Origin of the sequence: Niallia sp. FSL R7-0271 (genome assembly GCF_038005785.1) — a bacterium.
In the GTDB taxonomy this organism is placed as follows: domain Bacteria; phylum Bacillota; class Bacilli; order Bacillales; family Cytobacillaceae; genus Niallia.
In genome coordinates this window covers 1207156-1234056 of record NZ_JBBOTZ010000002.1, presented here as the reverse complement: position 1 = coordinate 1234056, position 26901 = coordinate 1207156, and the positions used below count along the sequence as shown (strand labels likewise).

The following is a 26901-nucleotide window of genomic DNA, read 5'->3' as shown; positions in this document are numbered from 1 at the left end:
ATGAGGGAAAAGAGGTAACTAAAATGGGCAAAGGATTAGAAGGGAAGCGTGTGGTTATTGGAGCTTCTCGTAAAATAGAAGAAATCAGCAAATTAATCGAAAATCAAGGCGGTATTCCAGTTGTCCGCTCTTTACAAGGTACCGTTTTCTTAGCGGAAAAAGAGGTAGAACCTGGTCTTATTAAGTTTGTGAACGAAGGGGCAGACTGGGTCATCTTTACGACAGGCATCGGTACAGAAACACTTGTAAATATCACGGAAAAGCTAGGTGTAAAAGCGGAATATCTTAAGCGATTGGAAGCGGCTAATATAGCGATCAGAGGCTACAAGACAAAAAATTACTTGAAGAAAATTGGCGTAGTGCCTGATATTCTCGATGAAGATGGGTCAACAAGAGGATTAATTCGTGCGCTTGAAGATGTTGATTTTGCAGGGAAAAACGTATTGGTTCAGCTTCACGGTGAGACAGCGCCTCGACTCATCCAGTTTTTAGAAGATAAAGGAGCAAGCGTTGCTACTATCCTGCCATATCAGCATATCGCTCCAGAATGGGATGCTGTGCAAACACTTTTTGAGGAAATGCAAGATAACAAAGTGGATGCCGTCTGCTTTACGAGTGCGATTCAAGTACGATCTCTTTTTACATTTGCAAAAGAGAAGGGTGTAACAAAAGAAATCCTCGATGCATTCCAAGACAATACATTAGCAGTTGCAGTTGGAAAAGTAACTGCAGAGGCATTATCGGAAGAAGGAGTAGACAAAATCGTTGTTCCTGAGCTTGAACGTATGGGTGCAATGATTATTGAGTTGTCTCGTTATTATGAAGGCAATAATGTGAACTCTTGAGAGAAATATGTAAGAAAAGAGCTATTCAGCTCTTTTCTTATTAGGAGACCAATTTTAAACCTACTGCTGCACCTAACACCATAGCTATAAAGACAAGTCTTCGCCAATCTTTTGATTCACCATATAGTAACATGCCCAAAATAGCTCCACCAGAAGCACCAATTCCTGTCCAAATTGCATAAGCTGTTCCCATTGGGAGTGTTTCCATTGAATAGGAAAGGAAGATAAAACTAGCACCAAATCCTAAGATTAATAGTAATACGGATTGCCAGTTACGGTCTTTATGCAATTTGTTTATCATAGCCACACCAAACATTTCACACAGACCTGCTAGTATAAGAGAAATCCAAGCCATTACGATTCATCCCCTTCTTGAGTTTTATTTTTTGTAACCAATTTTAAGCCGATTACGCCTCCTAAAAGGAGTAAGATGAAGAGAACCTTTTCCACTTTAAAAGCTTCCCCAAAGAATAGAAGTTCAGAAAGTACAGTTCCTGCAGTACCTAAACCAACAAATACTGCATAAACAGTCCCAACAGGCAGCTTTTTCCCTGCCATAATCATTACGTAGAAGCTGATGATAATACAAACAACTGTCCCCGCCCACATCCATAGGTTATCAGAGTGCTTTAAGCCAATAACCCAAAATACTTCAAAAAATGCTGCGATAAAAACTTTAATCCAATCCATTTCTAAAACCTCCAAATTAATTTTGCATAAAAAAAAACAAAAGCCCGGGAGCAAACTGATAAGTCAGTTTCTCCCAGGCTTTTGTCCTTCCGTGACACAGCAAAGCTGTGAGTTTTCTCTCGGACCAGTCCAACACAATAATATATGCTGCGGAACCCTAGAAAACATTTTTGTTTATGCAATTACCTTGAATTATACACAATTTTATAGATGTGTCAAACATGGCTATTCAGATATTAGCTGATTAATAGTAAAAAATTTGTATTTTACCAGAAGAATGGTGATAATAGAGGAGAAAGGGAGGATGTAAATTTTGGAAAATGCATTAATTATGATGACAGATCGTTCGACCTCTTTAAACTTCCTAATATACTTGCAAAATATATATATAAATCAAACAAACAATACCGAAAAGATAAAGTTCCCTTATTTCTCTGCAAAGATTACTTTTAAGGATGACTTTAAATCAAGGTTTCAAAACCTATGGAAGAAAGTCTCTCAAATTGTATTTCTTAATGATGTCAACGATACAAAGCTGTTTTATGAGGAAAAGGAAATTTTTTATCATAGTTTGTTTTGTGAAGATGCTGAAGGTCTAACTAGTTTTCATGAAGTTTATAAAAGCTTTCAAGCTTGGTGGGGAGACTTTACTGGCGGTTTTGTGATAGAAAGGTCTATTGATGAAGCAGGCTATAATTTATATTTGGATTTAGTAGGTTATTATAAGGAAAGCGGAATTAAGGTGCAAAAAGATATTTATATTTCTCTAATATATGATGAATGCCTATTAGCAAATACTCAAACTTTATCTGATTTTGCTGTCATTCCAATTAAAGATTATTTCATAAACTATGATGAATTAGTAAAGAGATTGAAAAATAATTTTCTATAAGTATAAAACAGCGACAAAGATGTAGCTGTTTATTTCTTCAGCTCTATTTTGCCAATAATTGCTTCACTTGAAATGCCACCTGAGTCCCCACGTATTATTTACTGGTCATTATAATAAATGGTTTTTACTGGAACTTCTAATGCTTGGTGTTATTATTTATTTTACACAGAAATCCTTTATTTATTGCGCGGTTTACAGTTTAATAATGGGTTATCTATAAGATTAACTGGTTTACCTGTTATAGTTATGAAATTAAATCAATAAAAAAGCCAACCAGAATAAATTCTGGTTGGCCATTAAGTTTGCTAGGATGGTAGTTTATTATGAAACTGCCTTTTGCTTATTTTAAACTGCGGTTTAAGAACGCTTTTGTTCGTTCAAACTTAGGATTTGTAAACAAATCTTTTGGAGCACCAGATTCAACAATTTCCCCATTGTCCATAAATACGACTCTGTCAGCAACTTCTCTGGCAAAGCCCATTTCGTGCGTTACGACAATCATGGTCATGTTTTCTTGAGCCAGGTCCTTCATCACTTGCAATACTTCGCCGGTTAATTCTGGATCAAGAGCGGAAGTAGGCTCATCAAATAACATAATATCTGGGTTCATCATTAATGCTCTGGCAATTGCCACCCTTTGTTTTTGTCCGCCGGACAGCTTAGCTGGAAACGAGTTCGCCCAGCTGGAGAGCCCTATTTTTTCTAGCAGCTCATTGCTTCTTTTCTGTATGTCAGCGGAGGATTCTTTTTTGACCATTTTTGGAGCAAGCTCTAAATTTTCTCTCACAGTCAGATGAGGGAAGAGGTTGAAGTGCTGGAAGACCATCCCCATTTTACCTGTGATTTGTTTAATGTCTTGCGGTTTAACGTATTGTCCTTCTTTTACTAAATAATCGCCGCTCACACAAATACTGCCGCCATCAATCACCTCAAGATTAACAAGACTGCGAAGCATGGTGCTTTTTCCAGATCCGGAGGGACCAATAACCGCTACTACTTCGTTTTTATTTACATTAAATGTAATTTGCTTTAATACGTCTAAATTGCCGTACGATTTTTTTAAGTTAGAGATTTCAATAATAGCCATATTCACCAACTCCTTCTTATTCAAATTTGAATCGGCGTTCAAGCCATTTAAAGATTAACGTTAATAGAAGCGTCATGATTAAATAAATGACACCTGCCACAACAAATGGCACAATTGTAAAGTCGCGATTAACTGCAGCTTGAGCAAAGTGCAGCAATTCTGGTACAGCTACCGCATAAAGGAGTGCTGTATCTTTAACAAGTGTTACAGATTCGTTCGCCACAGCCGGAAGGGCGATGCGGAACATTTGCGGAAGAATAATCTTTCTTAAAGTCTGCCATTTGTTTAAGCCAAGTACTTGTGATGCCTCATATTGACCTTTATCAATGGCAATAAGACCGCCGCGGAAGATTTCGGCAAAATAAGCAGCATAGTTTAAAATAAAACCTAAACATGCAGCTACAAAACGATCTAATACTAAATATTCACCAACTACAGGAATCATTGGCAGACCGAAACAGATAAACAATAGCTGCAGCAATAGCGGTGTTCCGCGAAGCACATAAATATAGCCTTGAGCAAACCAGGAAAGAGGCTTAAAGCTGCTTCTTACAGCTAATGTTAATAGAAAGCCTAGCGGTATGGACACTACAATCGCAATGATAAACAAGAGGACAGTCATCTGAGCCCCTTCAAGCAAAGGCATAATTATTGATTTAATGTATTCAAAAGACATAAAAGTTACCTCCGAAAACAAAACGGACTTCCTTATCGGAAATCCTGTTTTGCCAGTAATTAGTTATTATTTCAACACTTTATCTTCGCCAAACCACTTTTCAGAGATTTCTGATGCAGTGCCATCCTCGTTCATCTCATCAAGTGCTTTTTGTAGTTTATTAAGCAGATCCTCATTACCTTTTTTAACGCCTACTCCATATTCTTCAGGAGCAAGAGATTCATCAAGTACTTTGAAAGTGCCTTCCTCTTTAGTCATATAGTAGTTAATAACAATTTCGTCAATTACTACAGCGTCTAAACGACCACTCTTTAAGTCATTCAAAGCAGAAACATTGTCAGCAAACTCTGTTACTGTTTTAATTTTTGATTTAATAGGATCAGCATCTAATGCATCGGATGCAGAAGAAAGTGATTGAAGACCAACGACTTTTCCTTCTAAATCATTAAGTTTAGAAAGAGAAGAATCAGCCAATGTTACGACAACCTGTGCATTTTTCAAGTAAGGCTCTGTAAAGAGAACCTTTTCTTTACGCTCATCTGTAATGGTGTAACCGTTCCAAATAAGATCAATACGACCGCTGCTTAACTCAGATTCTTTCGTTTTCCAGTCGATAGGTTGAAATTGAGCTTTCATGCCCATTTTTTCAGCTGCTGCTTTCGCATAGTCAATATCAAAACCAACAATCTCATTATTTTCATCACGGAACCCCATAGGAGCAAATTTATCATCAATACCAATTACCAATGTATTGTCATCTTTTTCGGCAGATTTAGAGCACCCTGCTACAATGGTGAAAATCGCTGTTACTGCTAAAATCATCGTTACTAAACGTTTCATATATTATAGAGACCACCTTTTATTAAGTATTTTGCTTTAGTACGCTACCATATTATCGAACTATAGTATTGTAACACTATCATCCAATAAATACAATTAGGTTTTTCGTATAAAAATAGATTAATATCAGTAAATTACAAATTAGTAACTAAAATAGTAGAAACCTTAAAAAATAGAGCCCTTCATTAATATTGGAACTAATAAATAACGATTAAATGAAACCAAAGAAGAGCAATAAACGTATTAAAGTTATTACAATTAATCTATGAGAAGGATAAATAAATGCATAAGAAAAGAATTGTCATAAATCTAATTGGTTGGCTCTATATAGGTGTTCTAACAATAGTGTACTATTCTGAGCGATACCCGTTTATAACTACTGGTTTTAGCGGATTTATTATTTTTATGGTTGGAGTTTGTATGTGTTTATACAGTCCTAAAGTAGACGAGGATTTTAAAAAATGGTTTGGAAAAAAATAATGGAAGTAGTAAGAGTAGTTAGTGTCTTTGCTAAATAAGATTTCTGTCCTTCCTGCATTGAATGGACTGAGGTGAAATGTGAAGACCCTAATTGTTCTTATTGTCCAAAACGACCAGAAAAACCATTACCTTTGATGGAGTAATGATTCTAGAAAGGAAGCACTATATGCATGAAATCATTCCATTATTTTTAGATACGGAAATCTCTGAACAAGAATATTATGATGGCATCATTTATTTTATTTATTCTAGCAATATTAGAAGTGGAGAATATGAGTGTAATCAATTTGTAGTTAAAAAAATGGATCATTTAAATTATATAATTTTTGAAGAATATGTCATTAATAACAAAAGAGAAATTCATCACTCCGTGTCCATTTCGAAAAGTGAATTGATAAAGGTAATTAATACGTTTGCGGAAAATCAAGGATTTGTCGTTAGAAGTTATGATGGGACATGAGTGTAGATATTTTCTTATAATGAGAATCATGAAGAAACACCCCTTAAAATTCACTTCGTTAAGTGTATTTTAAAGGGTGTTTTATTTGAAAAACATGTTAATGTTTAATCCAATAAATCAATGTTTTTATGATAGGATTTTTTGAGTGAAGTATAGCTTATTATAAAATTAATGAAGGATATAAAAATCGCTGGTAAAAACAACTGAACTGAACTTGTCATGTTAGACGGGATTCCTTGTATTACTACTAACATAACGGCAATAAGAACCATCATGATTAAACTGCGGTTTATGATTGCTTGTTTTTCTTTTTTAAATCGTCTTTCACTTATAATATCAGGATATTCTATGCCTGACATTATATATCTTATTAGTACATAGGCAACTAGGAAACATAAAGAAAGCAAGGTGACAGTTCCAGAAGCAGACCCTCCGTAAAGAGAAAAATTATTAATCAATGCATAAATAAATAACAATATGGCAAGCAGCACAGCAGATTCAGCTATATAGTAAAGCATTTTCTTTTCTTTGTATTCATCCTTAGGTAATACCTTAGACAGCCATGATTTTTGTTCCATAAAATTACTCCTCCCAAAATAAGTCATCGAGTGTTTTTTCTAAAGCCTTAGCAATGGAAATACAAAGCTGCAAGGTAGGGTTGTAGTTCCCTTTTTCAATAAGACCAATTGTTTGTCTTGTAACATTAACCTTTCTGGCTAACTCTGCTTGAGTCATGGATTTCTCAGCTCTGGCTATTTTAATGCGATTTTTCATAGTTTCACCGACCGAACTAAATTACACAATGTAATGTTTAAGTTGCATTATGTAATGTATATATTACATCGATTTCCTTAAAAAGGCAATAAAAAGCAAAAAAATTCTATTTATTATTTTCATAATCTTCTCCTAACATATTTAAGATTAAAAAATTTTCATTAAAATTTTAGAAAGCATCATGATACATTTTACCGTTATTTCATTACGGTTTTGTATGATTATAGAAAGGATTAATCTTATTAAGAAAGGAGAATAGTATTAAATGCATATAAATACCATAAGCAGGTCACTTTCATTTAAAAAAATCCTCACTTAATACAAATTAATGCATTAGTATCCAATATAATTTAGATAAGATATAATTCTGACAAGATAATATATGGAGGTAAAACAGTTGAATATTTTAGTTATTGAAGATGAAGAAGCGTTATCAGAATTTATTCTTTTGGAGCTAATGCACGAAGGATATAATGTTACGCCTGCTTATGATGGAAGGAAAGGGTTAGAGCTTGCATTAGAAAAGAATTGGGATGTTATCCTGCTTGATTTAATGCTGCCAAAATTAAATGGTATTGAAGTTTGTAGACGGTTAAAGGCAGTAAAGGATATTCCAATCATTATGATTACTGCCAGAGATAGTATTATGGACAGGGTCTTAGGATTAGATATCGGTGCTGATGATTATATTCCAAAACCCTTTGCCATTGAGGAATTGTTAGCAAGAATTAGAGTTATTATTAGAAGACAAGAGAAACTGAAAAATTTACCGGAGATGACTTTGTCCTTTAAAGATCTTGAGCTTAATATTGAGTCAAGATTGTTAAAAAAAGGGGAGCACCTAATAGAACTGACTAAAAAAGAGTACGACTTGTTATTTCTGTTTATGAAAAACATTAACCGAGTTTTAACTAGAGAGATTATTCTAGAAAATATTTGGGATTATCATGCAGACATAGAAACAAATGTCGTAGATGTTTATGTGATGCATCTTCGCGGGAAATTGGAAGCTAATGATAAAGAAGGCTATATACAAACGATTAGAGGAATGGGATATGTTATGAGGGAATGAAAAGTGTGAAAGCATTATTACCTAAAAGTATCAAGATAAAATGGAAATTAACATTTTGGGCCGCATTACTAATCCTCTTCTTATTTTTATCCTATACCTTCGTTCAGTATGTTGTCATTATGAAGTGGGTTAATAATCATGAAAGACAAACAATCCAAAAAAATATGGAAGAAATTTATGCCTATTTATTAGAAGCAGATTCAGAACAAGAGATTTTAGAAAGTAAAGCGTATATAGATATCTTGAATGAACATCACCAATTAATAAGGATTGTTAGTGAAAATAATTCCGTATTATTTACAATAACAAATAAAGTGCCAAAAAATTGGGTCTCATCACAATCAGCTTTAAAAGAAGAATTAGTGGAAATGTCCCCTAAGGGAGATCGACTGCTTGTATACCGAAAGCCTTTTGAAGTAACCGGTTTTAAAGGTACGATAGAAATTGTCCGAAACTTAGAGAACTTCGAAAGTTTGATAAATCAAATAACGACATTAGTAATAATTACAGGATTAGTGGCTATCATTTTAAGTTTTGTTGGGGGAAGGATTCTGTCCTTTCAGTTATTAAAACCAATAAATTCTATGATTAGGACAATGAAAAGTATAAAAGAAAATGGTTTGAATAAACGGGTGAATATCGATAAACAGCATGATGAAATGACAGAGTTAGGAATTATGTTTAATGAATTAATGGATAATCTCGAGACATCTTTCCAGCAACAGCAGCAATTTGTGGAAGACGCTTCTCATGAATTAAAAACACCATTAACAATCATTCACGGTCATCTATCCCTTATAAATCGCTGGGGAAAAGATAATCCGCAAACATTAGAAAGGTCACTTAACTTGAGTTTGAATGAAACCAATAGATTAATCCGTATGGTTTCAGAATTGCTGACCTTATCAAGAGGAGATTTCTCCACAAGTACAGCTGTATTAGAGGATATAAAAATAAAAGGTGTAATAGAGGATGTTGTTGAAAATTTCTTAACTTTAAATCCAGACTATAATATTTCCTCTTCAATAGATATTAGTAATGATTTCACCTTAAAAATATTCAAAAATCATCTTGAGCAAATAATAATTATCCTGTTAGATAATGCCATAAAATATTCAAAAAACAAGAAGGAAATCGAGCTTAAAGTAAAACATAGCGAAAACAGCTTAGCTATTGAAATAAAGGATTACGGTGTTGGAATTCCAGAAGAAGACCTACCATTGGTGATTAATCGATTTTACCGTGTTGATAAAGCAAGAAGCAGAAAAAATGGCGGAAATGGGTTAGGATTAGCAATCGCCAAAAGGTTATTGGAATATTATAAAGGGTCGATTGAAATTCAAAGTGATTATGGTGAATGGACAAAGGTAATTATTAATATCCCTTTGAGCAAAGATTCTGATGTACTGTTCCGAAAAAAATAAAATGAATTAAAGAGGTGGAAAGAATGTTTAAAAAAATTATGAAAACGATTAAGCAATTTTCTCACAGCAGTCATAGATCTAGAAGCTATAGCAGAAGTGATAGAAAAAGGTATAAAAAATACAGCAGCAGTGATAGAAGAGGATATAAAAAAAGCAGCAGCAGTGATAGAAGCAGAAGGTATAATCCGTATGGCGGCAGTCACCGCTATAAAAGTCGCAAGCATAGCAGCAGCTAAATAACGAAAGGAAATCTTGTTCTGAAAGAGCAAGATTTCTAAATGTTAGAATTTTAAAAAGGCAGGTTTTTTGATGGAATTCGTATGGTGGGCAATAACCATAATATTATTTATATTAAGTTTTGTGGGGATAGTTTATCCGATTATTCCCTCTGTAGTAGCAATATGGGGAGGATTTTTGGTTTATCAGTTTTTGATTAATCCTAGTGAGCTGTCTATATGGTTCTGGATAAGTATGGGATTGTTAAGTGCTGTATTAATAGCAGCCGATATCATCGCAAATAGTTATTTTGTGAAAAAATACGGCGGGTCAAAGATTTCTGAAACAATAGCTGCAATCGCAACAATAGTCGGGTCCTTTATTCTCCCTCCATTTGGAATTATCCTCGTACCATTTGTAGCGGTTTTAATTACGGAATATATCTTGCATAAAGATATGAAGAAGGCGGCAAAGGTTGGATTCGCTACGGTAATAGGCTTCTTAGGAGGCAGTGTAGCAAAAATATTAATACAGGTTATTATGATTATTTGGTTTTTTACCGCAGTAGTTGTATAGGTTGATTTATCAATCTCTATTGAGAGGAATTCTAATGAATTCCTCTTTGTTTTTTAGATAATGTAAAGTAAAAATGATTAATTTATATGGGTTAAAGGACTAAAGGGGGTAAGTGAAAGCATAACTATAATATGAGTCCCACTTATAATAAAAAATTAGAGGAATAATAAAAGCGAGGTAGATATATGAAAGAAAAACTTAGAAAAATAAATCTACGTACTGCTTTAATAATGGCTATTTGTTTTTACTCTTTAACAATGGCACTGCATATCCTTGTTATCAGCAGTGTTATTCCGTTCTCTTGGGTTAACGGAGGGCGATCTGATTCGTTTGAATCTCAGCTGCCAATATCTGTTGTTGGTATGGTTGTTTGCATTATAGGCGGTGCTTTTACCATTTTTGCTGGTCAAAAAAAGCGTTATTTACATAAAAGAGGAAGATCTATTATATGCTGGTGTTTCGTAGCACTTTGGACCTTTGGCTTTTTTCAACAACTACTTGGAACATCTTTTGAAAAACTGGTATGTTCGTTTCTATTGCTTCTTGGAGTTGTATCACACTTGCGTATGGCTATTGAAACAAGAAGATAATGAATAAGGAATTAGTAGTTAAATTGTTTTGATTTCTAATTTTAATTTACGGGTAATAATATTGGTAAAGATAAGTATATTTAAGTTTAATGTATTTGGAGGGATTTTATGGAAATATCCATGGTGATAATTGTTATTATCACACTTGCATTACTTTTCATTCCTGTTATGTTTTATTATAAAAATACAAAAAAATTATTATTATCATTGTTAGCTTATTTTATATGTGCTGCTCCAATGCTGTATGTGGTTATTGATGATGTAATAAATAATTATGAAGATGCTAATATTGGCTTAGGATTAGGGATTTTTCTTACTTGGGGTCTTACTGCTTGTTTATATTTAATTTTGGTAATCTCTATTTTTGTTAGATTAATACGAAAAGGGTAGTGTATATTGATTTATCTCCGCTGCTAAAAGCAGCTTTTTTATTTTTTGAGATATGCTTGATTATATGAAGAAATTCGTTAGAAACAGATGCAAGTCCGATATCGCAAATAAGATGCAGCCGTGAAAAGTCAGACAGTGGTATAAATGTCTGACTTTTTTTGTATTAATGGAAGTTTGTTGCAAATTAAACAGAGTTTCTATGTTCCCGAAAGAAATTTTAAAAGAAATGTGTTTGGGAATAAATACCTTTGGGAAAAGAGAACTTATAAGTTAAATATTGTAAAACGAAATAGTAATGGAGGATTCTGGAGATGACAGAAAAAAAGCAAAGATTATTAGGTAACATTTTTTTAGCATTACTACTGGTTATAGTGATAAGCGGTTGTGGTCAAAAAGACGAAGCTCAGGAAACAGAGGGGAAAGCTGAAAATACAGCAGCAGCTACAGCAGCAAATACAGAAGCAAATACAGAAGCAACTGCAGATGCTAGTGAACCGAAAAAAGTGTCGGCAGCAGAAACGGATGGAAAAACAGTTTTTGATAGGAACTGGGATAGCTTGAAAAATGAATGGAATAAAAGTATGACTTCCGTTAATCCTGACTTGGCTACTCTGAATGATTTAGAAGAAAAGGATAGTGCTTATGGATTACTTCGTACTGGCACTATCAATGAGAATCAAACAATTGTAGTATCTGCAGCAACGGATAACGATACTGGCAACCTTCGGACAGCAGCAATTTTTGGAATTATGGATGATAGCGGAGACGTTACTTCTGCAGCAGTTAACTTAGTTAATATAGCAGATTCAACCATTTCGGCAGAAAAGAAACAAGAAATTAATACAGCATTAGGTTTAGTCGACGGTAGAATTATTGATAGTGGGCAAAGTACATATGAGGAGAACGGGCTGATGTATACGGCCATTTATGATGCTCCAGAGAATTTGGAGCCTACATTAGGATTGTCCATACAAGAGGTTGAATAGAATTTATTGTATTTGTTTTAGTTTTCTTTAGAAAAGAACACAAAGCAGTCTGCCTATAGGTGACTGCTTTTTTGGTGTATATTTGTTTTCTTTAGACGGAAATCTAGCTATTAAATAAAAAAAAACAAAATAAAACAAAAAATAGTTTGTTTTTTTATCTAATTAAAAGGTTTTTTTTATGAAAAACACATAGAATCCACATTGGAATTTTATAATTTGAAAGAATAATAAGATTGCTCGTACTTTTTGAGATAAAGAAAAATTCACATAGAGTAAGGGTGAACCATAATTATACTAGGAAGATGAATAAATAAACAATCGTTTTGGAGGCTGGTTATATTTTGATTTATTTAGCTAATATCATTACCATATGCAACTTTATCTGCGGGGTGTTATCTATCTATTCCTTGCTATTAAATAATACATTTTCAGCGATGATGTTTATCTGCTTTGGCATGTTTTTTGACCTGTTTGATGGCAGGGTTGCGCGAAAGTTTAATACCGTATCTGAGTTCGGGAAAGAACTTGATTCTCTTTCTGATTTAGTAACATTTAGTATTGCACCCGCCATGCTGGCATATAGTATTTCTTTAAGTCAGCTTTCCCTCGTTGGTTTGGTTTGTGCACTTGCATTCAGCATTTGCGGACTGCTGAGATTAGCCCGTTTTAACGTAGAACAAAGCAATCTGGCAGTATTTATTGGATTGCCAGCACCGGCTGCTGCTATGTGCTTGTTAGTACTTATGACATTACATAGCCCCGTTATTTTGTGCATCGGCATATGCATCCTGGCATTTCTAATGGTCAGTCATATTAAAATTCCAAATTTCAAGAAACAAGACAATGAAAAAATGGAAATTCACGGATGGAAGTAGCTAACGAGTTAATCGGTCAATATGGTTATTTTGCTGTTTTCCTATTGCTCAGTTTGGGAATAGTGGGGTTGCCAATTCCTGATGAAGCACTGATGACGTTAATAGGATACTTTACGCATATAGGCACTCTTAATTATCAGCTTGCTATTTTAATCAGCTTTAGCGGGACTTTTATAGGCATGATGATTAGTTATATGATTGGTAAAAAAGCTGGAAGACCTCTGATAGATAGGTTTGGAAAATGGATTGGGCTAAAGGAGAAAAGATTTTTAAAAGTTGAATCATGGATAAAGAAGTTTGGACCGTATTCCCTGTTGATCGCTTATTTTATTCCAGGAGTACGCCATCTCACATTTTACTGTTGCGGGATTGCACATATGAGGCTAAGAATATATTTGATGTATGGCGGAATTGGGGCCTTAATGTGGTGTTTTGTTTTTATTACAATTGGCAAACTGTTAAATATAATGGGAGTTTGAGAGGAATGCAGAAACATACAGAGGGCATAATTCAGCTCTCTATTGTTGTTTCATAAATTGGGAAAAATGGTTGAATTATGAAACTTATTATATACATAGTCGTAAGTATTATAAGCTGTTAAAGAAGGAGGCTTTATATGGGCGGGGATTTGTTTTTTCAAGAAGATTTAATCTTTCAAATCAGTCCTATTATTATTGCAATAATTTTTATTATTGTAATCAGCGGCTTCTTTTATTCCATTTTTAAAGGAATTGGTCAGTGGCGCAAAAATGGGCAATCACAACAGCTTAGTGTGACAGCTGTTGTGAAATCAAAACGAACAGATGTTAGCGGAATTTCAAATGCTAATTATCAAGAAGAAAGCAACTTTTCATCAAGCACTTATACATTTTATTATATTACCTTCGCATTTGAAAGCGGTGATCGTTCAGAGTTTCATGTTTCTGGTAAAGAGTATGGTCTGCTTTCTGAAAATGATATTGGAGTATTGAGCTTTTAAGACAGTCGTTACTTAGGATTTCAAAGGCAGAAGGGAATTACTAATAATTAAGATTTTATCCTTTGTGAAGATGTTACCTATTAAATACTCAGCAAATATTAATATTTTTACTATAATTCACAATAAAAAGATGAAAAAAATCTGCTTGGATAGTGAAACTTTATGCTAAGAAATTTCGTTTATATTAATACAAACAGTATGTTTATTTAAGAGCATTTAAAAATGTTAAAGTTTGGTGCAAAAGGGGCTTTTAATGTAAGATTATGTAATTAGATTGGTGTTTGGAACCATTACAATGGAGTTTCAACAGGATGTCTTTTACTATTTAACAAACAATGGTTACAAGAGCCCAATTTAGAAAGAAATCTGTTTTTATTACTAATAGGTTTTGTTGGCGGTTGGGGTGGCTGGTATGTATTAAAAATCATTTAATATAAAAGAATTTAGTAGCTGAAATTTGTTAAATACTCTCATAACTTCAGAAAATATACTTCCGTTACCTCTCCTAATTGTATATACATAAAGTGAATTTTTCAGCTATGCTAAGTCATGCTACTGCTATTCTCCTCTCTTTTTTATATTCTTTTATGAAAATATTCTTCCTTTAATAAGTTTGAGTGAAATTAATAGCAGTTTGCTAAAAAAATTAGATTCAACATTGCTAGGAGTGTTCAAATGAAGAAATTCTTATTGATCACAGGCGTAACGGTATTAGCAGGGTTATTAGCATTCATTATTTATAATGTTAATTTTAAGGATAAAAATTTCACTGCAATAACTAACATTGAAAATGCGGAGATAACTTCATTAGAAGTCAAAAAAATGAGCCGGAATAGTGATGAAGAACTGTTAGTGACCGTAACTAATCATGAAGAAATTAAAAAAATAATGGCTGATTTTAGAAATTCTAAATGGGTTAGAGAACCACAGAGTTTTACCGCAGAAGAATACTATAGTGTTGCTATGAAGAAGGATAAAAATTCCTTAGGTGAAATACTGATAATTGGGAATGAATCATTTCTAGTATCTACACATAAAAATCCTAGCTATAGTAATTCAAAATATTTCATTTTTAAAAATGAAAATTTAGAGATTGATAATTTATTTAGATAAAATAGTTAACATAACGCTACTCTAGAGAGCAGCCCTAGAAAAAATTCGTAAAGGTCTTAAATACTAAGGACTTTATAAAGGATACTCCTAAAAAAGAAGCATATTATAGGAAATTTAGTATGGAGTTAATATTGCCTAAATATGGATGTATAGGGACTATAGTTCTATCATTCCAAATAGTGTAAGTTAATTAATCTTTTAATACAGTTTTTATGTTAAATTAAGAGATGTTTGTTAAGGAAAAAATGTGAAATAAAAATGCGTTAAAATGAAACGTTAAGGAATAGATGGGAGGAATGTAATTAATTTGTTTGGATGAAGCTTTCAAAAGAATATAAACCTAAAAATACAATACTGTATGAACCAGCATGGTGTTTATAATAAAGAATTAGGTGTTTGTTTTTACTTCTATCTTTTAATATAAAAAGAAGGTCAAACAATTGCTTTATTAGAGTTGTTTGGCCTTTTTGTGCTTATTCGTACAAAAAACTCTCAATATATTAATTTACATAATGTTAAAGTAGAAAGTGAAGGACAGGAAGATGAAAAGAATAGGGATTATCGTTTTTTGTATGTTGTCAATATTAATTTTGTTAGTTGTTACGGAAAAAAATAGAACTTTATCAAGTGACTCTACGCCCCGACAAATGGCTGAAGACAATGAAATAGATAAACACGAAGAAGTACAAACAGATGAAAACAAAGACAGTGAAAAAACAGCTGAAACGCAAGACGTTGAGAAAGAAACGGAAACGAAAGAAGCTGAAAAAACAATCGAAGAAAAACCTGATGAAAAACCAGTAGAAACGAAAGACGCTGAAAAAGCAACAGAAGAAAAGGCTGATGAAAAATCAGTGGAAACAAAAGACGCTGAAAAAGCAACAGAAGAAAAGGCTGAAGAAAAACCAGAAGAAACAAAAGACGCTGAAAAAACAACAGAAACAAAAGACACCGAAAAACCAGAGGAAACAAAAGATACTGAAAAAGCAACAGAAGTTAAGGCGAATGAAAAAGTAGTTTATTTAACCTTCGATGATGGTCCGACTGCTTCTACTTTTGAGATTTTAGATACCCTTGACAAGTATAATGTAAAAGCAACATTCTTTATGTTAGAACCTGCTATGAAGACTTATCCGAAAGCAGTTAGTCGAACGGTTAAGGACGGGCATGGAGTTGGTTTACATGGCGTTACCCATGATGTAAATAAATTTTATCAATCAGCAGAGTCAGCTTTAAATGAAATGCAAGTAGCTCAAAAAACATTACAGGACATCTCAGGTGTTAAAACAAACTTAATCCGCACGCCGTATGGAAGCATTCCTTATTTAACAAATTCTTTTAGAGACGTTTTAAAAGAGAATAAATTTGTCATCTGGGATTGGAATGTGGACAGCAGTGATTGGAGCGTTTCCAATAAAAAATATGTACAAAATATAATTGAACAACTAAAACAATTAGATCCGTCTAAGCATTCACCAATAATATTAATGCATGACAGAAGTGGCACAGCTTCTGAACTTCCTACTCTATTAAACTATTTAAAAGATAATAACTATCAAGCAGAAATCATTGATGAAAAACTTGAGCCGTATAGTTTTGAATGCCATGACCGTTGTTATCCAATCACTCAAGCTCAATAAGAATAACTAGTAAACTTTCTGTAAGAGATTGCGAAGTAAGAAGAAGAAAAGCGGTGTAGCATGCTATTAAATAATTATATGAATACAAACTTCCCGGCTTTAGAACTGAGACCGCCCTTGTTTTATAGCTGGGATATCGGCATTCGTTTTGAACTTGGGGTTAATTGGGAAAGGGAATATGACTATCCAGATAACCCGTATATACTTGGGTGCTATCATAGGGCGATTTCCTTGTTTAAAGCATTACATTCCCCTGAGGAAGATATTTATGTAGTGATGGATATAAGTGATTTTCATAAGGGGAGAAATATTAGACGAAATCTAGGGAACTTTTCGTCCTATGTTGATAAATCCTTATTGTACAGGCTGAGCCATGAAATCAAAGCTTATGTTTTTCCTGAAGATGACGAAGCAGGAATATACAAAACACATAGATTTACTCTAAAATGTAAAGCAGCAGATCTCAACTATATTCCGCTGTTAAAAGCAATTTGTAATCAAGATTTGGCACTAAAACCAAGTATTTATCATAGAGTCTATTTTATTAATATTGATAGAAAAACAATCTTTCATGTTTACGATGATAGAGGCTGTGATTTATTAGCTGAATCACCAGAGAATATAAGAAGTATTTATAAAACTTTTAATGATTGGATATTAGATTACGATCGGAATATGATTGACAAGGTTTTTAAATAAATTGTAAGGGCGGTTCAATACTGTTGAATCGCCCTTATTTTTTAATTTTTCTAGCGTGGCAGGATAATCAGGTGTAGTGGTATAATTTGGAATAAAAGGAACGGTTAGCTACAATTGAAGCATAGAATAAGGAGGTAATACTAATGATAAATAGAATCATTCAACATTTTAGACTAGATGTATTATCAATAAGTGAGGTTGAAGATTCATACAGTTCCACAGTATATATATGTAATTTGCAAAATGGTGAAAATGTATATGTGAAAATTCCTTATTCAAAATTAAAGTATCACCGAGAATTGGAAGCATATAACCTTTTAAAGGGGAATGTCTCCATTCCTGAAATGTTGGACTATTGGTCAGGCGATGAGGAGTGCTGCGGTGCTTTTTTATTATCAGCATTGAAGGGGAGACCGCTAACAACTGCTGCTTCACATTCAGTGGCATTCCAAGTTGGAGAAGTTCATGCAACCATGCATACAATCAAAGCAAACTCTGGCGAAAAGTTGAATACGATCCAAAATACGTTTCCCAACTGGTCTGTATTCATAGAAGACCAGTTTTATAGCTTTGCAGAAGATGTAAAAGACATCTTACCAACCACCTTATATAAACAAGCACTCGAAAAGTTTGCGGAAATGAAACTTCAACTCCCCACACCTGATGGACCTAGCTTTATCCACATGGATTTTCGTCCTGCAAATATATTAGTTGATGATGATAAAGTTTCTGGAGTGATAGATTTTGAAAGTGTTCGGTTTGGTTCCACAGAAATTGATTTCACTAAATTGTACCGTGATTTCCTGAGTATTGATTCTGCTTTGTATAAGGCTTATCGAGAAGGCTATGAGAGTATCAGACCCTTAATTGATTTAGACAGTGTATTGCCTTTTTATCAATTTACTGATGCGTTTAATAGTATTGGCTGGTGTAAACGTCGTGGAGTGGAAGAGAATGCTGTGTTTATGGAGGGAAATTTGGGGAGATTACAAGCCTTTTTGAGATAAAAAAACAGCTGGAATTTATGGAAGGAGGGGATTTTTAAATCAATTTCTTCTCTGGATTAATAAAAGATTGGAACTATCCTTATACTTAATATAAATTAAAGACTATAAAGTTGGCTGTTCCCTTTTTATGGTGAAAGTAAATTAAGAAACACATACATAAGGAGTTTAATGTGAAGAAAATAGTGTTATTAATAGCGATTACTATAATAGTAATTTTTGCGGGGAGTTTAGTATATATACAATTGACAGATGAAACTTATAAAGGTATGTCAATTATCCCTGAACAACATGAAGATATACCTTTATTTAAGGGTTTAGAACCTACCAGAGTAAATTATGTTAGTAATGGGGACCACTTGAATGAAGTCTATGAGTATTATGTTAATAAACTGCCTGAACTAGGGTGGAAGAGTGAGTATATTAGTTCAGAATTTGATGATGAAAATCCAGGCTTTTATTCAAGATGGACAAAGCAAGGTTTTGAAGGTGAATTAACGATTCTAGGATCATATAATACATTTGAGAAGCAAACGGAAGTAAGTTTTGATCAACAGAAATAACGTGCGTACTGAAGAAGGAAACTAATTAATAGTTTAAGAAAAAAATTAGAGAACCGTAAAACTATTGGGAGTGATAAAACAGTGACTAATAAAGAAATTTTTGATTCTAACAGTATTCCATTCAGATTAATAGAACAGCAAGAAACAGCGGATAATTTAGTTATTATCTTACCAGGGGCGGGCTACACTACACAGGCTCCGTTGTTACACTTTACAACAAGCTTGTTTTACACTAAAGGGTTTGATGTATTACATATTAATTATTCATTCAGTAAGCAAGAGTTATCTTACTTAAGTGAAAAGGATTTTACAATAAAAATACAACGTACAATCGGCAAAGCCATTGAGAACAAGAAATACAAAAATATTTTTGTAGTGGCAAAATCAATAGGAACGATAGCTCTGAGTTATTTGCTTCATAATAAAATGTTGAAAGATGCAAAAACTATATGGTTAACTCCATTATTGCAAAGAGATGATGTATTTAAAGCAATGGTCACTAGTGAAAATAAAGGACTGTGTATTATTGGTGATAAAGACAGTTGTTTCATTGCGGAACGATTTGAAAAATTGAAAAACAATCGACAACTGACTTTCCATCTGGTAGAAGGAGGAAATCACAGTTTAGAGCTGGATGGACTTCCTATAGAATCTGTTGAAATTTTGAAAGGTGTACTTATGGAAATAAGTAATTTTGAAATATAGAATATTAAGCTGATTTGCACCTAAAAACGGATTGCCCATAAACTAAAATGAGGTGATTCAAATGTCATTAAGAAACCAGAATCAATTGGACCAAGAAGCACATCAACAACAGTATTTCCGGCCTTCCTGCTTACCAGCATTAAATTTAAGATTTAATTTTGAGTTCTTTGACCAATTTGGGGAGAACTACTATAACCAGATACAATTACCCGCAGAGTTGACTAAAACTCCTGAAGATACTGTTGTTAATTATTTCAGCATTTTGCGTGAGGCAGAAAATCTATATGTCAGAAGCTGTGGATCAGTTGGAAATGCAAAGACGCCATATCCAATTGCCTACAATTTGTTTAGTAATGCATTACGAGATAAAGTTCATTATGAGGATTTCATTAACTCATTTGCAGGGATAGGACATATTAGTCTTATTAAGCTTTGCAGGCTACCAGGTGAAGAAGAATTACGTTTTTTTTATGAACTAGAAACAATCCATGGTTTTAAAGAAACAGCTGCTGAATTTTTTGGTTACTCATATGGATTTATGGAGCTTAGTTTTGAAGGAAATGGCTACCGTATAAACGATATTCAGCAGTTCAGTGAAGATTTTTTATGTGCTCCATATCATCTTTGGCAACATAATGCCGAATCCGTTGTAGATGTAAAGTATGGTGATTGGTGTAAATTAATCAAGAAAAGATATCCAACAGTAAAGCCGGGATATGTTAAAAATATTTATGTTCTTGGTACTGACGGGGCTTATTATTGTTTTCTATTTTTCACTTTAACTAATGGTACAGACGTAGAAATCGCGCAATTTCGGAAAATGAACGATGGTAAATGGAAACTTCTGAAGATGAATCCGGACGAATGTATTGTAGAATAAAGTCTAAATTAGCAATAGGTCAGTATAACATAGAGCTTTCCTTAAATGGGAAAGCTATTTTATTGGAGGAGTAGTCCGAAAGAATCTAGAGCGTCCTTATAATGTCAACAGTCTATCAATATACCTCTAAGTGAAACCAATCAGTTAAAGAAACGTATATAAATATAACAAGATAGTATATGTCAACATCACAGGATTTTTAATATTAACAACAGCTTTAGAATAATCTGTTTTAGAGCAGTGATATAGAAGGAGTATTAATATTATGGGGATTTATAACGCTATATTAAAGAAGGTTAATGAACAAAGTGAATTTATTAAAGTTAGTATTTATGTAATGATAGGATTCTCAATCATTTTAGTTGGATATGGAGTAGGCCGGATGATTGGTATGGTAGCTTTTTAGGCTGGATTTAGCACATTTAATCGATTTTTCCTTACTATACATAATTACATTTGGTTTTTCAATATAGGGCTAGTATTTTGTTTGATGAGGTTAGTACCATCTGGAGGATATTTAATGAAGCAAAAAGTAATATTTATACCTTTTTTATTTTTATTTCTATTAGTTGGTTTTCTTTATTTCTATATTAATAAAGATTACGTTATTGATGCTAATAGCCAATCAATAGAGTCCAGTTTAACTGAATGGGAGAATAGAGGGGAGGAAGAAAAAGTTAAGATTAAAGTCTTAGATGTAGTCACATTGGGAAATTCAAATACTTCTGTTGTGCTTTTTGAACTAGATAATAAATATACTGGTTACGCACAATTAAATAAAGGATGGAATGGAAAATATAAAATAAAAATGTCAGGGTATGGTACCAGTAAAGTATCATATGTAGATATAAAAACAAATAGCGGAGTTTATGGCATAATTTATGGGGAAAATCCTAATAAAAAAATTGCTCAAATTACTGCAGCTTTATTGAATGAAAATTATAGTTTAACTTTTACTGTTTCAGAGGAGGAAACTTTTTTGAAGTATGACAAAATTCCAGATGATTTAACTCAGACCTTTCCTGCAGAAACAACTTGTTTTGATGCAAATCATCATGTTATTAGGGGAATTTAAATGTTTTTTTGCTGTAGATAGAATTTTAACTAACAAAAACGAGCTTAACTTAATTTTTTAAAAACAAAAAAAGTACCTGTAGAAAAAGGTACAATGAATAACAAATTTAAGTTAACTTGCTGGGATTCACAATCTTTATAGAAATAACTTCTCCACAGTTTAAACAGTATGTATAGATTTTCTCAGAACCAATTGCCATCTTTTTGTTTAATGGTCTAAGGTTAATATAGTCACTTCCTTGAGAAAAAGAAGTTCCCCCACACTCTGAGCATTTTTTACCTTCCATATTAAAACTCACCTCCGTTTAATTGTTAGTATTTAATACGTTTTCAATAATATAAAGTTTCATGATTTTATTTAATAAGTTTAATATTATTTTCCTAAGATTGGAGTCTTTATATTATCAATTTTTGTATAATGGTCTATAATAATCTAAGATATTTAAGTTAACTAATGAGGAGTTATTATGGATCTAGTTACAGGTAAAGTCTTATTAATATCATTATTTTTATTGTTAGTAACAATGATTGAAACATTAGCATATTCTACTAGAATTTCAGGTGCAAGGGTAAAGTTAATCGCAACAGCTTTATCTTTATTTAGTACATTGCTTATTGTTTCTAGGTTTTCAACGATGTTTCAACAACCTTTAACAGCAAAGCTTATTGCAGAAGCACCAAGTATTAATCCAATGCATTACATTGAAGAGCAATATAGAGTTTTGATAGGAGTTACATCTTTTGGTGTATTGCTAGGAATATTTTTATTTCCTACATTCATTAATATTTTCTCGAGAGCCATCATTCAACTTTCTCAACAAAGTGGTTCTGTTGTAGCTTTATTTATAAAAAATTTTAATAAAAATGGTTTTAAAAAGTTGGTAATGTGTTTACGTCTTCCGAGGTTTACATATTTAAAAGGGATTACTCTTAAGACTATTCCTAAACGACTTTTTATCATTAATGTAGTTATTTCTGCAGTGTTTACGATTGGTGTTTTGTCGTCTATTTATGCTTCAATGCTCGTACCTGAAACGTATGCTCCGGCTGCTTTAATGTCATCTGGCATCATAAATGGAATAGCGACCATATTGCTAACTTTATTTATAGACCCAAAAGCATCTGTTCTAGCAGATAAAGTCATGAAGAAACAGGTTGATTACATTTATCTAAAAAGCTACTCTCTCACAATGATAGGTTCCAAGTTTGTTGGTACGATTGTTGCACAACTAATATTTATACCAGCTGCATATTATGTAGCATGGTTTGTTAAGTTAATTTGATTTAACTAATACGAAGGCTGCCATATGGCGGCTTTTTGTCATTATAGGGGAGGTGTAATATGAATGAAGAAGATTGTATTGATTGGTTCTGGTGGATCTGGTAAATCAACTATGGCCAGGCAATTAGGGGAAAAGTTAAATTTGAGGGTATATCATCTTGATGTATTATTCTGGAAGCCTAATTGGGTTGGCGTCCCGAAAAATGAACAAATAAATATTCAAGTTGAATTAGTGAAAGAAGAAAGCTGGATTATCGATGGGAACTATGGCGGTACAATGGATATAAGGCTGAATGCAGCAGATACAATCATTTTTCTTGATATTTCTAGATGGACTTGTATGTTTAGAATGATTAAAAGGATACTAAAATATCATCATAAAACTAGGCCAGATATGGGAGAAGGCTGTGAAGAAAGATTTTCTTTTGCATTCTTTAAGTGGATTTGGAAGTATCCACATACGAAAAGACCTGTTATATTGAAAAGTCTAGAGGTTTTATCTAAACATAAGAAAGTGGTTATACTTAATACTCCAAAACAGGTTCGTTTATTTTTAGAAAGACTTTGATACTAAGTAATTCCATTTGCATTAGAGGTTATTCTAGTTAAGAAAATAAGATGCAATAAAAGCATGTATTGAAAAATTAAACATGCTTTTATAGTCCATCCAATCATAATAAATATGTTTAGGCACAGAACGGAATAATTACCATAAGTAGCTGACAAACAGTTTAAATAAGGTATCATTGTTCAAAAGTCATAATGTCATTAATCCACATCAAAATGCTCTTCAATAAACGCTTTTTCTTCCTCTGTTGATAATACACCTGTCGCTTCACCGACTGAACCGCCTTGCAGCCTCCAAATAGCGTTATGATCTTTATCTGCTTGTGAAAAGTCTCCATTTGACCAGCGGTTAAGTATTTCTAAATACAGAGATTTGTGTTCATAATTACCGCTGTTAACAACTTTAATCAGTCTCTTGATTCGCTCTTGAGTCAGCGGCAAAAATCCCCACTTTTCATCTGCTTCAATTTTTTGATGTGACATTTTATGTATTGCTATTTGCACTTCGCCTTCACCAATATTTAGTGGGAACTCTTCCTCAACTGGTTTAGCATTAGTTTCCTCAATTTCAATAAATGTTTTTGTGTTTGAATCCGATTCAGCTGTGGCTGTTACTTCATTAACTTTGACATCAGCTTTAGAAAATTGTAAATACGCAGAGTATCCTGCTGTTCCAGCAATAAGGATAGAACAAATTATAATTAATGTATTTTTTCTCCAAAATTTTTTCTTCACAAACATACTCCCTTCTTTATTAAGAACGTATCAATATATATTATAGATTAACAATTAAAAAAATTCTGTAAAAAATAATATATATCTATTTATTCTTATACATAATTTTAGAGATTTTTCCAGTTTTTTAGAAAGTACAATAAAAGACCGTATGTTCTTATGTTAATATATAGTAAAAGTGAGGGGATACGCCTATGAAAAATGAAAAAGAAAAATTATTAATAAACTGCGATATAAATTTGAAAACATTGTTAGAAATAATTGAGTCATTGCCTAGCAGAAAAAGGACTCAATCTATTGAAACTCAAGAAAGAGATAAGAATTTTCGTGATGTATTAATGCATCTTTATGAGTGGCAAGCAATGCTTGAAAGATGGCACAGAGAAGGTATGGATGGGGACATTCCTTGTATGCCGGCACCAGGATTTAAATGGAGTAATCTGAAAGAGTTAAATATGCAAATTTGGGCTAACTATCAAGATGTAACATTAATCAAGCGATAAAAAAATTAAAGCTAAGCCATGGAAGGGTCACGAATCTTATTAAATTACATACTAATGAAGAAATCATGACAAAAAAATACTATAAGTGGACAAAAACAACAAACTTATACAGCTATTTCACAGCAAACACTGCTAGTCATTATAGCTGGGCTATAAAAAAATGTGAGGTTATCGCTAATTCTATTACGAATGATCGTAGAGTTATAGATTAAGTATTATAAACAAAATGCAGATTAGTTCTCCAAGAGCGTTTAGATATTTAGACAGATTAAAAAGTGAAGGTGAATGTTTTGCAATGGAGTAAGTTGAAAACTACATTGGAAGGTTTTCTAAGTGATAAGCTAAAAGGAAGAATTCAAATACATGCAGCGGTTTATCGGAAATATCATGATAGTCCAAGTAGGGTATGGATTACTTTGGACAAACATGAAATATTAACAGCATCTGATGTTACATATGCAGTTAAACATGAGAAGCTATATCAACAGATTAAGGATGAAAAAGTACTAAAGGAAATCCCCTATAACCAAGATTGGAATGTAATGCTTAACTCCCTCGAACGAAGAGAATTATTAATAGCTTCAGATGCTGCTGAAGAGATTATGATAACGCAAAGCATTTTTCAAAGTTACCATCTTTATGCAGCACTAATCAATTACAATTCTCTAACTATTGAGCAAGCTATAAACTCAGAAAATATTATTATTCAGGCTTTTTCTATGTTAGATAGAAGGTTAGGTAAAAGAAGGTTAAAAAAATTAAATCTATCTCGGGATACTCATCCCATAATTACCAAGTTCTATTCTATTAGGTGTGGTGTGGAAGGGATAAAAATCTCGAAGTGAGTTTTTTGAAATGGTAGGATTCTGGAAGAGCGATGCTGTAATATAAGCAACAGAAGAATAATGATAGGGAGAGAAAAATGTTTTTATACTACTTGATGCTTAGCCTCGGAGTGCTGTTTGTAATAGCAGCAGTTATTTCCTTTATTGTAATTTATCGTGGTAAGGATTATTCATTATTAAAAATAATAAAAAATGGTGGAGTTTTATTGATAGGTGTTTTAATGCTAGTGATTACTCTTCCAAGCGTGAAATATGTTGTACTAAAGGAATATGATGTTGTCACTGGAAAATGTGTTATTGAAATAGATACAGCTGGTCGCTCTTCATCAGCAGAATTTAACATGCTCAACAAAGATGAATGGTTTTCCTTTAGGAATATTCCTGAACTAGATGCTTATGGAAAATCAATCCCTTACTATTGTGAAGTGACAGTTACAAAAGATCATATGGTTGAAATTAGTTACAAAATTTATGATGAAAAAACTAGAAAGTTAATAATATCAGGCAGTTAAATTTTAATCATTACTAACAAAGGGTCCTTATTTACTTAATAGAAAAACTAAAAATCTAGATGCTTTGTAAACATGGTAAAGGGAAGCGTTGCAGATTAGAATGGAATGATTATTAACCCCGAGTAAAAAGACAAAAACGCCAACATCCATTGGCGTCTTTATCAGTTATTATGCCTTATCTAATACAAGCTCCAACTGTACAGTAAGGTCATTCTCTGTGTCTAAGGCTACTGAATGTGGGTTTTCCATTCCGAAATCAGCGAATGTCACAACAGTAGTTCCTGATAACAGAAGCTGCCCGTTTTGGTACATTGCTTCTGATTCAAATTGCACATCCTTTTCGATGCCTTTAATAGTGATTGTTCCATCTATCGTTACGGGTACAACAGTTCCTTCTGTCCAACTTGTTGGTAATTCTGAAAAGGTGCTTGTCGCAAATGTTGCTTCTGGAAATTCGGTAACATTTAAATACTCAGCGCCTTCTTTGACATGATCATCTCTTTGGGAATTCCCTGAATCCAATGCATTCATATCGACAATTCCTTCACCAGACATTGCTGTTGGGTCATTTATATCCACTGTCCAATTGCCTGTTACCTCTTCATTGACAAAGTTAACTGTTTCTTGTGATGTTGTAACAGACCAATATACACTTGAAGCGTCAGCAATTTGCCAATTACCGTTTAAATCTTCTGCAGAAACAGGTGTTGCATCAGAATCTGCACTTGCTTCAGATGTACTAGATTCCTCATTTTGATCTAACACAGAGTTTATCTCCACATTATTTCCCATAAAGCTGTTAAGTAATGTGTAGCCTCCGATTCCTAGTATAAGAACAGCAACTGCTGCTATTGAAATAATATATTTTTTCTTCATTTATATTCTCCTTTTATTATAGATATTTAAATTTAGATGGACATATTAATT

The 26901-nt window shown here is 33.1% G+C and carries 37 protein-coding genes, 1 pseudogene and 1 riboswitch; of the genes and pseudogenes, 28 read left to right on the top strand and 10 right to left on the bottom strand.

Annotated elements, in window-relative coordinates; translation table 11 throughout:
* Positions 1 to 23 precede the first annotated feature (23 nt).
* Positions 24 to 845, top strand: coding sequence for a uroporphyrinogen-III synthase (locus MKX82_RS26220; protein ID WP_341081273.1), 822 nt, complete (start codon positions 24 to 26; stop codon positions 843 to 845).
* A 40-nt stretch (positions 846 to 885) separates the two neighbouring features.
* Here MKX82_RS26220 and MKX82_RS26215 read toward each other — a convergent pair whose 3' ends face one another.
* Both MKX82_RS26215 and MKX82_RS26210 read right to left on the bottom strand, forming a co-directional pair.
* Positions 886 to 1200: a DMT family transporter gene (locus MKX82_RS26215; RefSeq protein ID WP_233315051.1), complete on the bottom strand. Its 315-nt coding sequence runs from the start codon at positions 1198 to 1200 to the stop codon at positions 886 to 888.
* A complete protein-coding gene (locus MKX82_RS26210) occupies positions 1200 to 1535 on the bottom strand; it encodes a DMT family transporter (RefSeq protein ID WP_233315052.1) in 336 nt (111 codons plus the stop codon). The genes MKX82_RS26215 and MKX82_RS26210 overlap by 1 nt, the downstream gene beginning before the upstream one ends.
* Positions 1536 to 1603: 68 nt before the next feature.
* Positions 1604 to 1707, bottom strand: a riboswitch (guanidine-I (ykkC/yxkD leader).
* Positions 1708 to 1848: 141 nt separating this feature from the next.
* On the opposite strand from MKX82_RS26210, the gene MKX82_RS26205 reads away from it, so the two are divergent.
* Positions 1849 to 2427 carry a hypothetical protein gene (locus MKX82_RS26205; RefSeq protein ID WP_341081270.1) on the top strand — a complete coding sequence of 193 codons (579 nt, stop codon included), beginning with the start codon at positions 1849 to 1851 and terminating at the stop codon, positions 2425 to 2427.
* Between the two features lie 340 nt (positions 2428 to 2767).
* Here the strand turns inward: MKX82_RS26205 and MKX82_RS26200 are convergent, their stop codons facing one another.
* The 3 genes from MKX82_RS26200 to MKX82_RS26190 form a co-directional block, all read right to left on the bottom strand.
* Positions 2768 to 3514 (bottom strand): amino acid ABC transporter ATP-binding protein, encoded by a 747-nt coding sequence (locus MKX82_RS26200; protein ID WP_285854831.1) that lies wholly within the window; start codon positions 3512 to 3514, stop codon positions 2768 to 2770.
* 16 nt (positions 3515 to 3530) lie between these two features.
* Entirely contained in the window at positions 3531 to 4190 is a 660-nt protein-coding gene (locus tag MKX82_RS26195; protein ID WP_233315054.1) for an amino acid ABC transporter permease, read from the bottom strand.
* A gap of 66 nt (positions 4191 to 4256) precedes the next feature.
* Entirely contained in the window at positions 4257 to 5030 is a 774-nt protein-coding gene (locus MKX82_RS26190; protein ID WP_341081267.1) for an amino acid ABC transporter substrate-binding protein, read from the bottom strand.
* A 282-nt stretch (positions 5031 to 5312) separates the two neighbouring features.
* Here MKX82_RS26190 and MKX82_RS26185 point away from each other — a divergent pair, with 282 nt between their 5' ends.
* The gene (locus MKX82_RS26185) at positions 5313 to 5510 is read left to right on the top strand and encodes a hypothetical protein (RefSeq protein WP_341081265.1); all 198 of its coding nucleotides are present in this window, start codon (positions 5313 to 5315) and stop codon (positions 5508 to 5510) included.
* A gap of 100 nt (positions 5511 to 5610) precedes the next feature.
* Positions 5611 to 5970 (top strand): hypothetical protein, encoded by a 360-nt coding sequence (locus MKX82_RS26180; protein WP_341081262.1) that lies wholly within the window; start codon positions 5611 to 5613, stop codon positions 5968 to 5970.
* 104 nt (positions 5971 to 6074) lie between these two features.
* Here MKX82_RS26180 and MKX82_RS26175 read toward each other — a convergent pair whose 3' ends face one another.
* Together MKX82_RS26175 and MKX82_RS26170 are read right to left on the bottom strand one after the other, a co-directional pair.
* Positions 6075 to 6548 (bottom strand): hypothetical protein, encoded by a 474-nt coding sequence (locus MKX82_RS26175; protein WP_237942931.1) that lies wholly within the window; start codon positions 6546 to 6548, stop codon positions 6075 to 6077.
* A 4-nt stretch (positions 6549 to 6552) separates the two neighbouring features.
* Complete coding sequence (locus MKX82_RS26170) at positions 6553 to 6744, bottom strand: helix-turn-helix transcriptional regulator (RefSeq protein ID WP_233315059.1); 192 nt, start codon at positions 6742 to 6744, stop codon at positions 6553 to 6555.
* Positions 6745 to 7141: 397 nt separating this feature from the next.
* Here MKX82_RS26170 and MKX82_RS26165 point away from each other — a divergent pair, with 397 nt between their 5' ends.
* From MKX82_RS26165 to MKX82_RS26075, 19 genes are all read left to right on the top strand, one after another.
* Positions 7142 to 7816, top strand: coding sequence for a response regulator transcription factor (locus tag MKX82_RS26165; protein WP_445738860.1), 675 nt, complete (start codon positions 7142 to 7144; stop codon positions 7814 to 7816).
* Positions 7813 to 9240 (top strand): HAMP domain-containing sensor histidine kinase, encoded by a 1428-nt coding sequence (locus MKX82_RS26160; RefSeq protein ID WP_341081259.1) that lies wholly within the window; start codon positions 7813 to 7815, stop codon positions 9238 to 9240. The genes MKX82_RS26165 and MKX82_RS26160 overlap by 4 nt, the downstream gene beginning before the upstream one ends.
* A gap of 96 nt (positions 9241 to 9336) precedes the next feature.
* On the top strand, positions 9337 to 9480 hold the full coding sequence (locus MKX82_RS26155; RefSeq protein WP_233315062.1) for a hypothetical protein: 144 nt from the start codon (positions 9337 to 9339) through the stop codon (positions 9478 to 9480).
* 69 nt (positions 9481 to 9549) lie between these two features.
* On the top strand, positions 9550 to 10032 hold the full coding sequence (locus MKX82_RS26150; protein WP_233315063.1) for a DUF456 domain-containing protein: 483 nt from the start codon (positions 9550 to 9552) through the stop codon (positions 10030 to 10032).
* Between the two features lie 185 nt (positions 10033 to 10217).
* Positions 10218 to 10622 carry a hypothetical protein gene (locus MKX82_RS26145; RefSeq protein ID WP_341081255.1) on the top strand — a complete coding sequence of 135 codons (405 nt, stop codon included), beginning with the start codon at positions 10218 to 10220 and terminating at the stop codon, positions 10620 to 10622.
* Between the two features lie 108 nt (positions 10623 to 10730).
* Positions 10731 to 11012 (top strand): hypothetical protein, encoded by a 282-nt coding sequence (locus MKX82_RS26140; RefSeq protein WP_341081254.1) that lies wholly within the window; start codon positions 10731 to 10733, stop codon positions 11010 to 11012.
* Between the two features lie 311 nt (positions 11013 to 11323).
* Positions 11324 to 11998, top strand: coding sequence for a hypothetical protein (locus tag MKX82_RS26135; protein ID WP_341081252.1), 675 nt, complete (start codon positions 11324 to 11326; stop codon positions 11996 to 11998).
* A 341-nt stretch (positions 11999 to 12339) separates the two neighbouring features.
* Positions 12340 to 12873 (top strand): CDP-diacylglycerol--serine O-phosphatidyltransferase, encoded by a 534-nt coding sequence (pssA, locus tag MKX82_RS26130; protein WP_237942919.1) that lies wholly within the window; start codon positions 12340 to 12342, stop codon positions 12871 to 12873.
* Positions 12864 to 13352 (top strand): DedA family protein, encoded by a 489-nt coding sequence (locus tag MKX82_RS26125; protein ID WP_341081249.1) that lies wholly within the window; start codon positions 12864 to 12866, stop codon positions 13350 to 13352. Before pssA ends, MKX82_RS26125 begins: the two co-directional genes overlap by 10 nt.
* 137 nt (positions 13353 to 13489) lie before the next feature.
* Positions 13490 to 13852 carry a DUF2500 domain-containing protein gene (locus MKX82_RS26120; protein WP_341081247.1) on the top strand — a complete coding sequence of 121 codons (363 nt, stop codon included), beginning with the start codon at positions 13490 to 13492 and terminating at the stop codon, positions 13850 to 13852.
* 675 nt (positions 13853 to 14527) lie between these two features.
* The gene (locus MKX82_RS26115; RefSeq protein ID WP_341081245.1) at positions 14528 to 14965 is read left to right on the top strand and encodes a hypothetical protein; all 438 of its coding nucleotides are present in this window, start codon (positions 14528 to 14530) and stop codon (positions 14963 to 14965) included.
* A 572-nt stretch (positions 14966 to 15537) separates the two neighbouring features.
* Positions 15538 to 16605 carry a polysaccharide deacetylase family protein gene (locus MKX82_RS26110; protein ID WP_341081242.1) on the top strand — a complete coding sequence of 356 codons (1068 nt, stop codon included), beginning with the start codon at positions 15538 to 15540 and terminating at the stop codon, positions 16603 to 16605.
* A gap of 78 nt (positions 16606 to 16683) precedes the next feature.
* The gene (locus tag MKX82_RS26105) at positions 16684 to 17304 is read left to right on the top strand and encodes a DUF3885 domain-containing protein (protein ID WP_341081240.1); all 621 of its coding nucleotides are present in this window, start codon (positions 16684 to 16686) and stop codon (positions 17302 to 17304) included.
* A gap of 143 nt (positions 17305 to 17447) precedes the next feature.
* Entirely contained in the window at positions 17448 to 18311 is an 864-nt protein-coding gene (locus tag MKX82_RS26100; protein WP_341081238.1) for an aminoglycoside phosphotransferase family protein, read from the top strand.
* 170 nt (positions 18312 to 18481) lie between these two features.
* Positions 18482 to 18871 carry a hypothetical protein gene (locus tag MKX82_RS26095; RefSeq protein WP_341081236.1) on the top strand — a complete coding sequence of 130 codons (390 nt, stop codon included), beginning with the start codon at positions 18482 to 18484 and terminating at the stop codon, positions 18869 to 18871.
* Positions 18872 to 18952: 81 nt separating this feature from the next.
* Entirely contained in the window at positions 18953 to 19576 is a 624-nt protein-coding gene (locus MKX82_RS26090; RefSeq protein ID WP_341081234.1) for an alpha/beta hydrolase, read from the top strand.
* 61 nt (positions 19577 to 19637) lie between these two features.
* Entirely contained in the window at positions 19638 to 20456 is an 819-nt protein-coding gene (locus MKX82_RS26085; protein ID WP_341081231.1) for a hypothetical protein, read from the top strand.
* 265 nt (positions 20457 to 20721) lie between these two features.
* On the top strand, positions 20722 to 20862 hold the full coding sequence (locus MKX82_RS26080; RefSeq protein WP_233315078.1) for a hypothetical protein: 141 nt from the start codon (positions 20722 to 20724) through the stop codon (positions 20860 to 20862).
* 114 nt (positions 20863 to 20976) lie between these two features.
* On the top strand, positions 20977 to 21531 hold the full coding sequence (locus MKX82_RS26075; RefSeq protein ID WP_341081226.1) for a hypothetical protein: 555 nt from the start codon (positions 20977 to 20979) through the stop codon (positions 21529 to 21531).
* A gap of 106 nt (positions 21532 to 21637) precedes the next feature.
* On the opposite strand, the gene MKX82_RS26070 is transcribed toward MKX82_RS26075, so the two are convergent.
* Positions 21638 to 21817: a hypothetical protein gene (locus MKX82_RS26070; RefSeq protein ID WP_233315080.1), complete on the bottom strand. Its 180-nt coding sequence runs from the start codon at positions 21815 to 21817 to the stop codon at positions 21638 to 21640.
* A gap of 180 nt (positions 21818 to 21997) precedes the next feature.
* Between MKX82_RS26070 and MKX82_RS26065 the strand changes: the two genes are divergently transcribed.
* Both MKX82_RS26065 and MKX82_RS26060 read left to right on the top strand, forming a co-directional pair.
* Positions 21998 to 22813 (top strand): lipid II flippase Amj family protein, encoded by an 816-nt coding sequence (locus MKX82_RS26065; RefSeq protein ID WP_341081223.1) that lies wholly within the window; start codon positions 21998 to 22000, stop codon positions 22811 to 22813.
* Between the two features lie 63 nt (positions 22814 to 22876).
* The gene (locus MKX82_RS26060) at positions 22877 to 23380 is read left to right on the top strand and encodes a DNA topology modulation protein (protein WP_237942899.1); all 504 of its coding nucleotides are present in this window, start codon (positions 22877 to 22879) and stop codon (positions 23378 to 23380) included.
* 200 nt (positions 23381 to 23580) lie between these two features.
* Here MKX82_RS26060 and MKX82_RS26055 read toward each other — a convergent pair whose 3' ends face one another.
* Positions 23581 to 24114, bottom strand: coding sequence for a DUF6241 domain-containing protein (locus MKX82_RS26055; RefSeq protein ID WP_233315083.1), 534 nt, complete (start codon positions 24112 to 24114; stop codon positions 23581 to 23583).
* A 194-nt stretch (positions 24115 to 24308) separates the two neighbouring features.
* Between MKX82_RS26055 and MKX82_RS30505 the strand changes: the two are divergent.
* The 3 genes and pseudogenes from MKX82_RS30505 to MKX82_RS26035 all read left to right on the top strand — a co-directional run bounded on the left by MKX82_RS30505 (position 24309) and on the right by MKX82_RS26035 (position 25974).
* Positions 24309 to 24829 (top strand): annotated as a pseudogene (locus MKX82_RS30505) (ClbS/DfsB family four-helix bundle protein).
* Positions 24830 to 24907: 78 nt separating this feature from the next.
* A complete protein-coding gene (locus MKX82_RS26040; protein WP_341081218.1) occupies positions 24908 to 25462 on the top strand; it encodes an SF0329 family protein in 555 nt (184 codons plus the stop codon).
* A 77-nt stretch (positions 25463 to 25539) separates the two neighbouring features.
* The gene (locus MKX82_RS26035) at positions 25540 to 25974 is read left to right on the top strand and encodes a hypothetical protein (protein WP_233315086.1); all 435 of its coding nucleotides are present in this window, start codon (positions 25540 to 25542) and stop codon (positions 25972 to 25974) included.
* 168 nt (positions 25975 to 26142) lie between these two features.
* Here MKX82_RS26035 and MKX82_RS26030 read toward each other — a convergent pair whose 3' ends face one another.
* A complete protein-coding gene (locus tag MKX82_RS26030; RefSeq protein ID WP_341081215.1) occupies positions 26143 to 26850 on the bottom strand; it encodes a YceI family protein in 708 nt (235 codons plus the stop codon).
* Between the last annotated feature and the right edge of the window lie 51 nt (positions 26851 to 26901).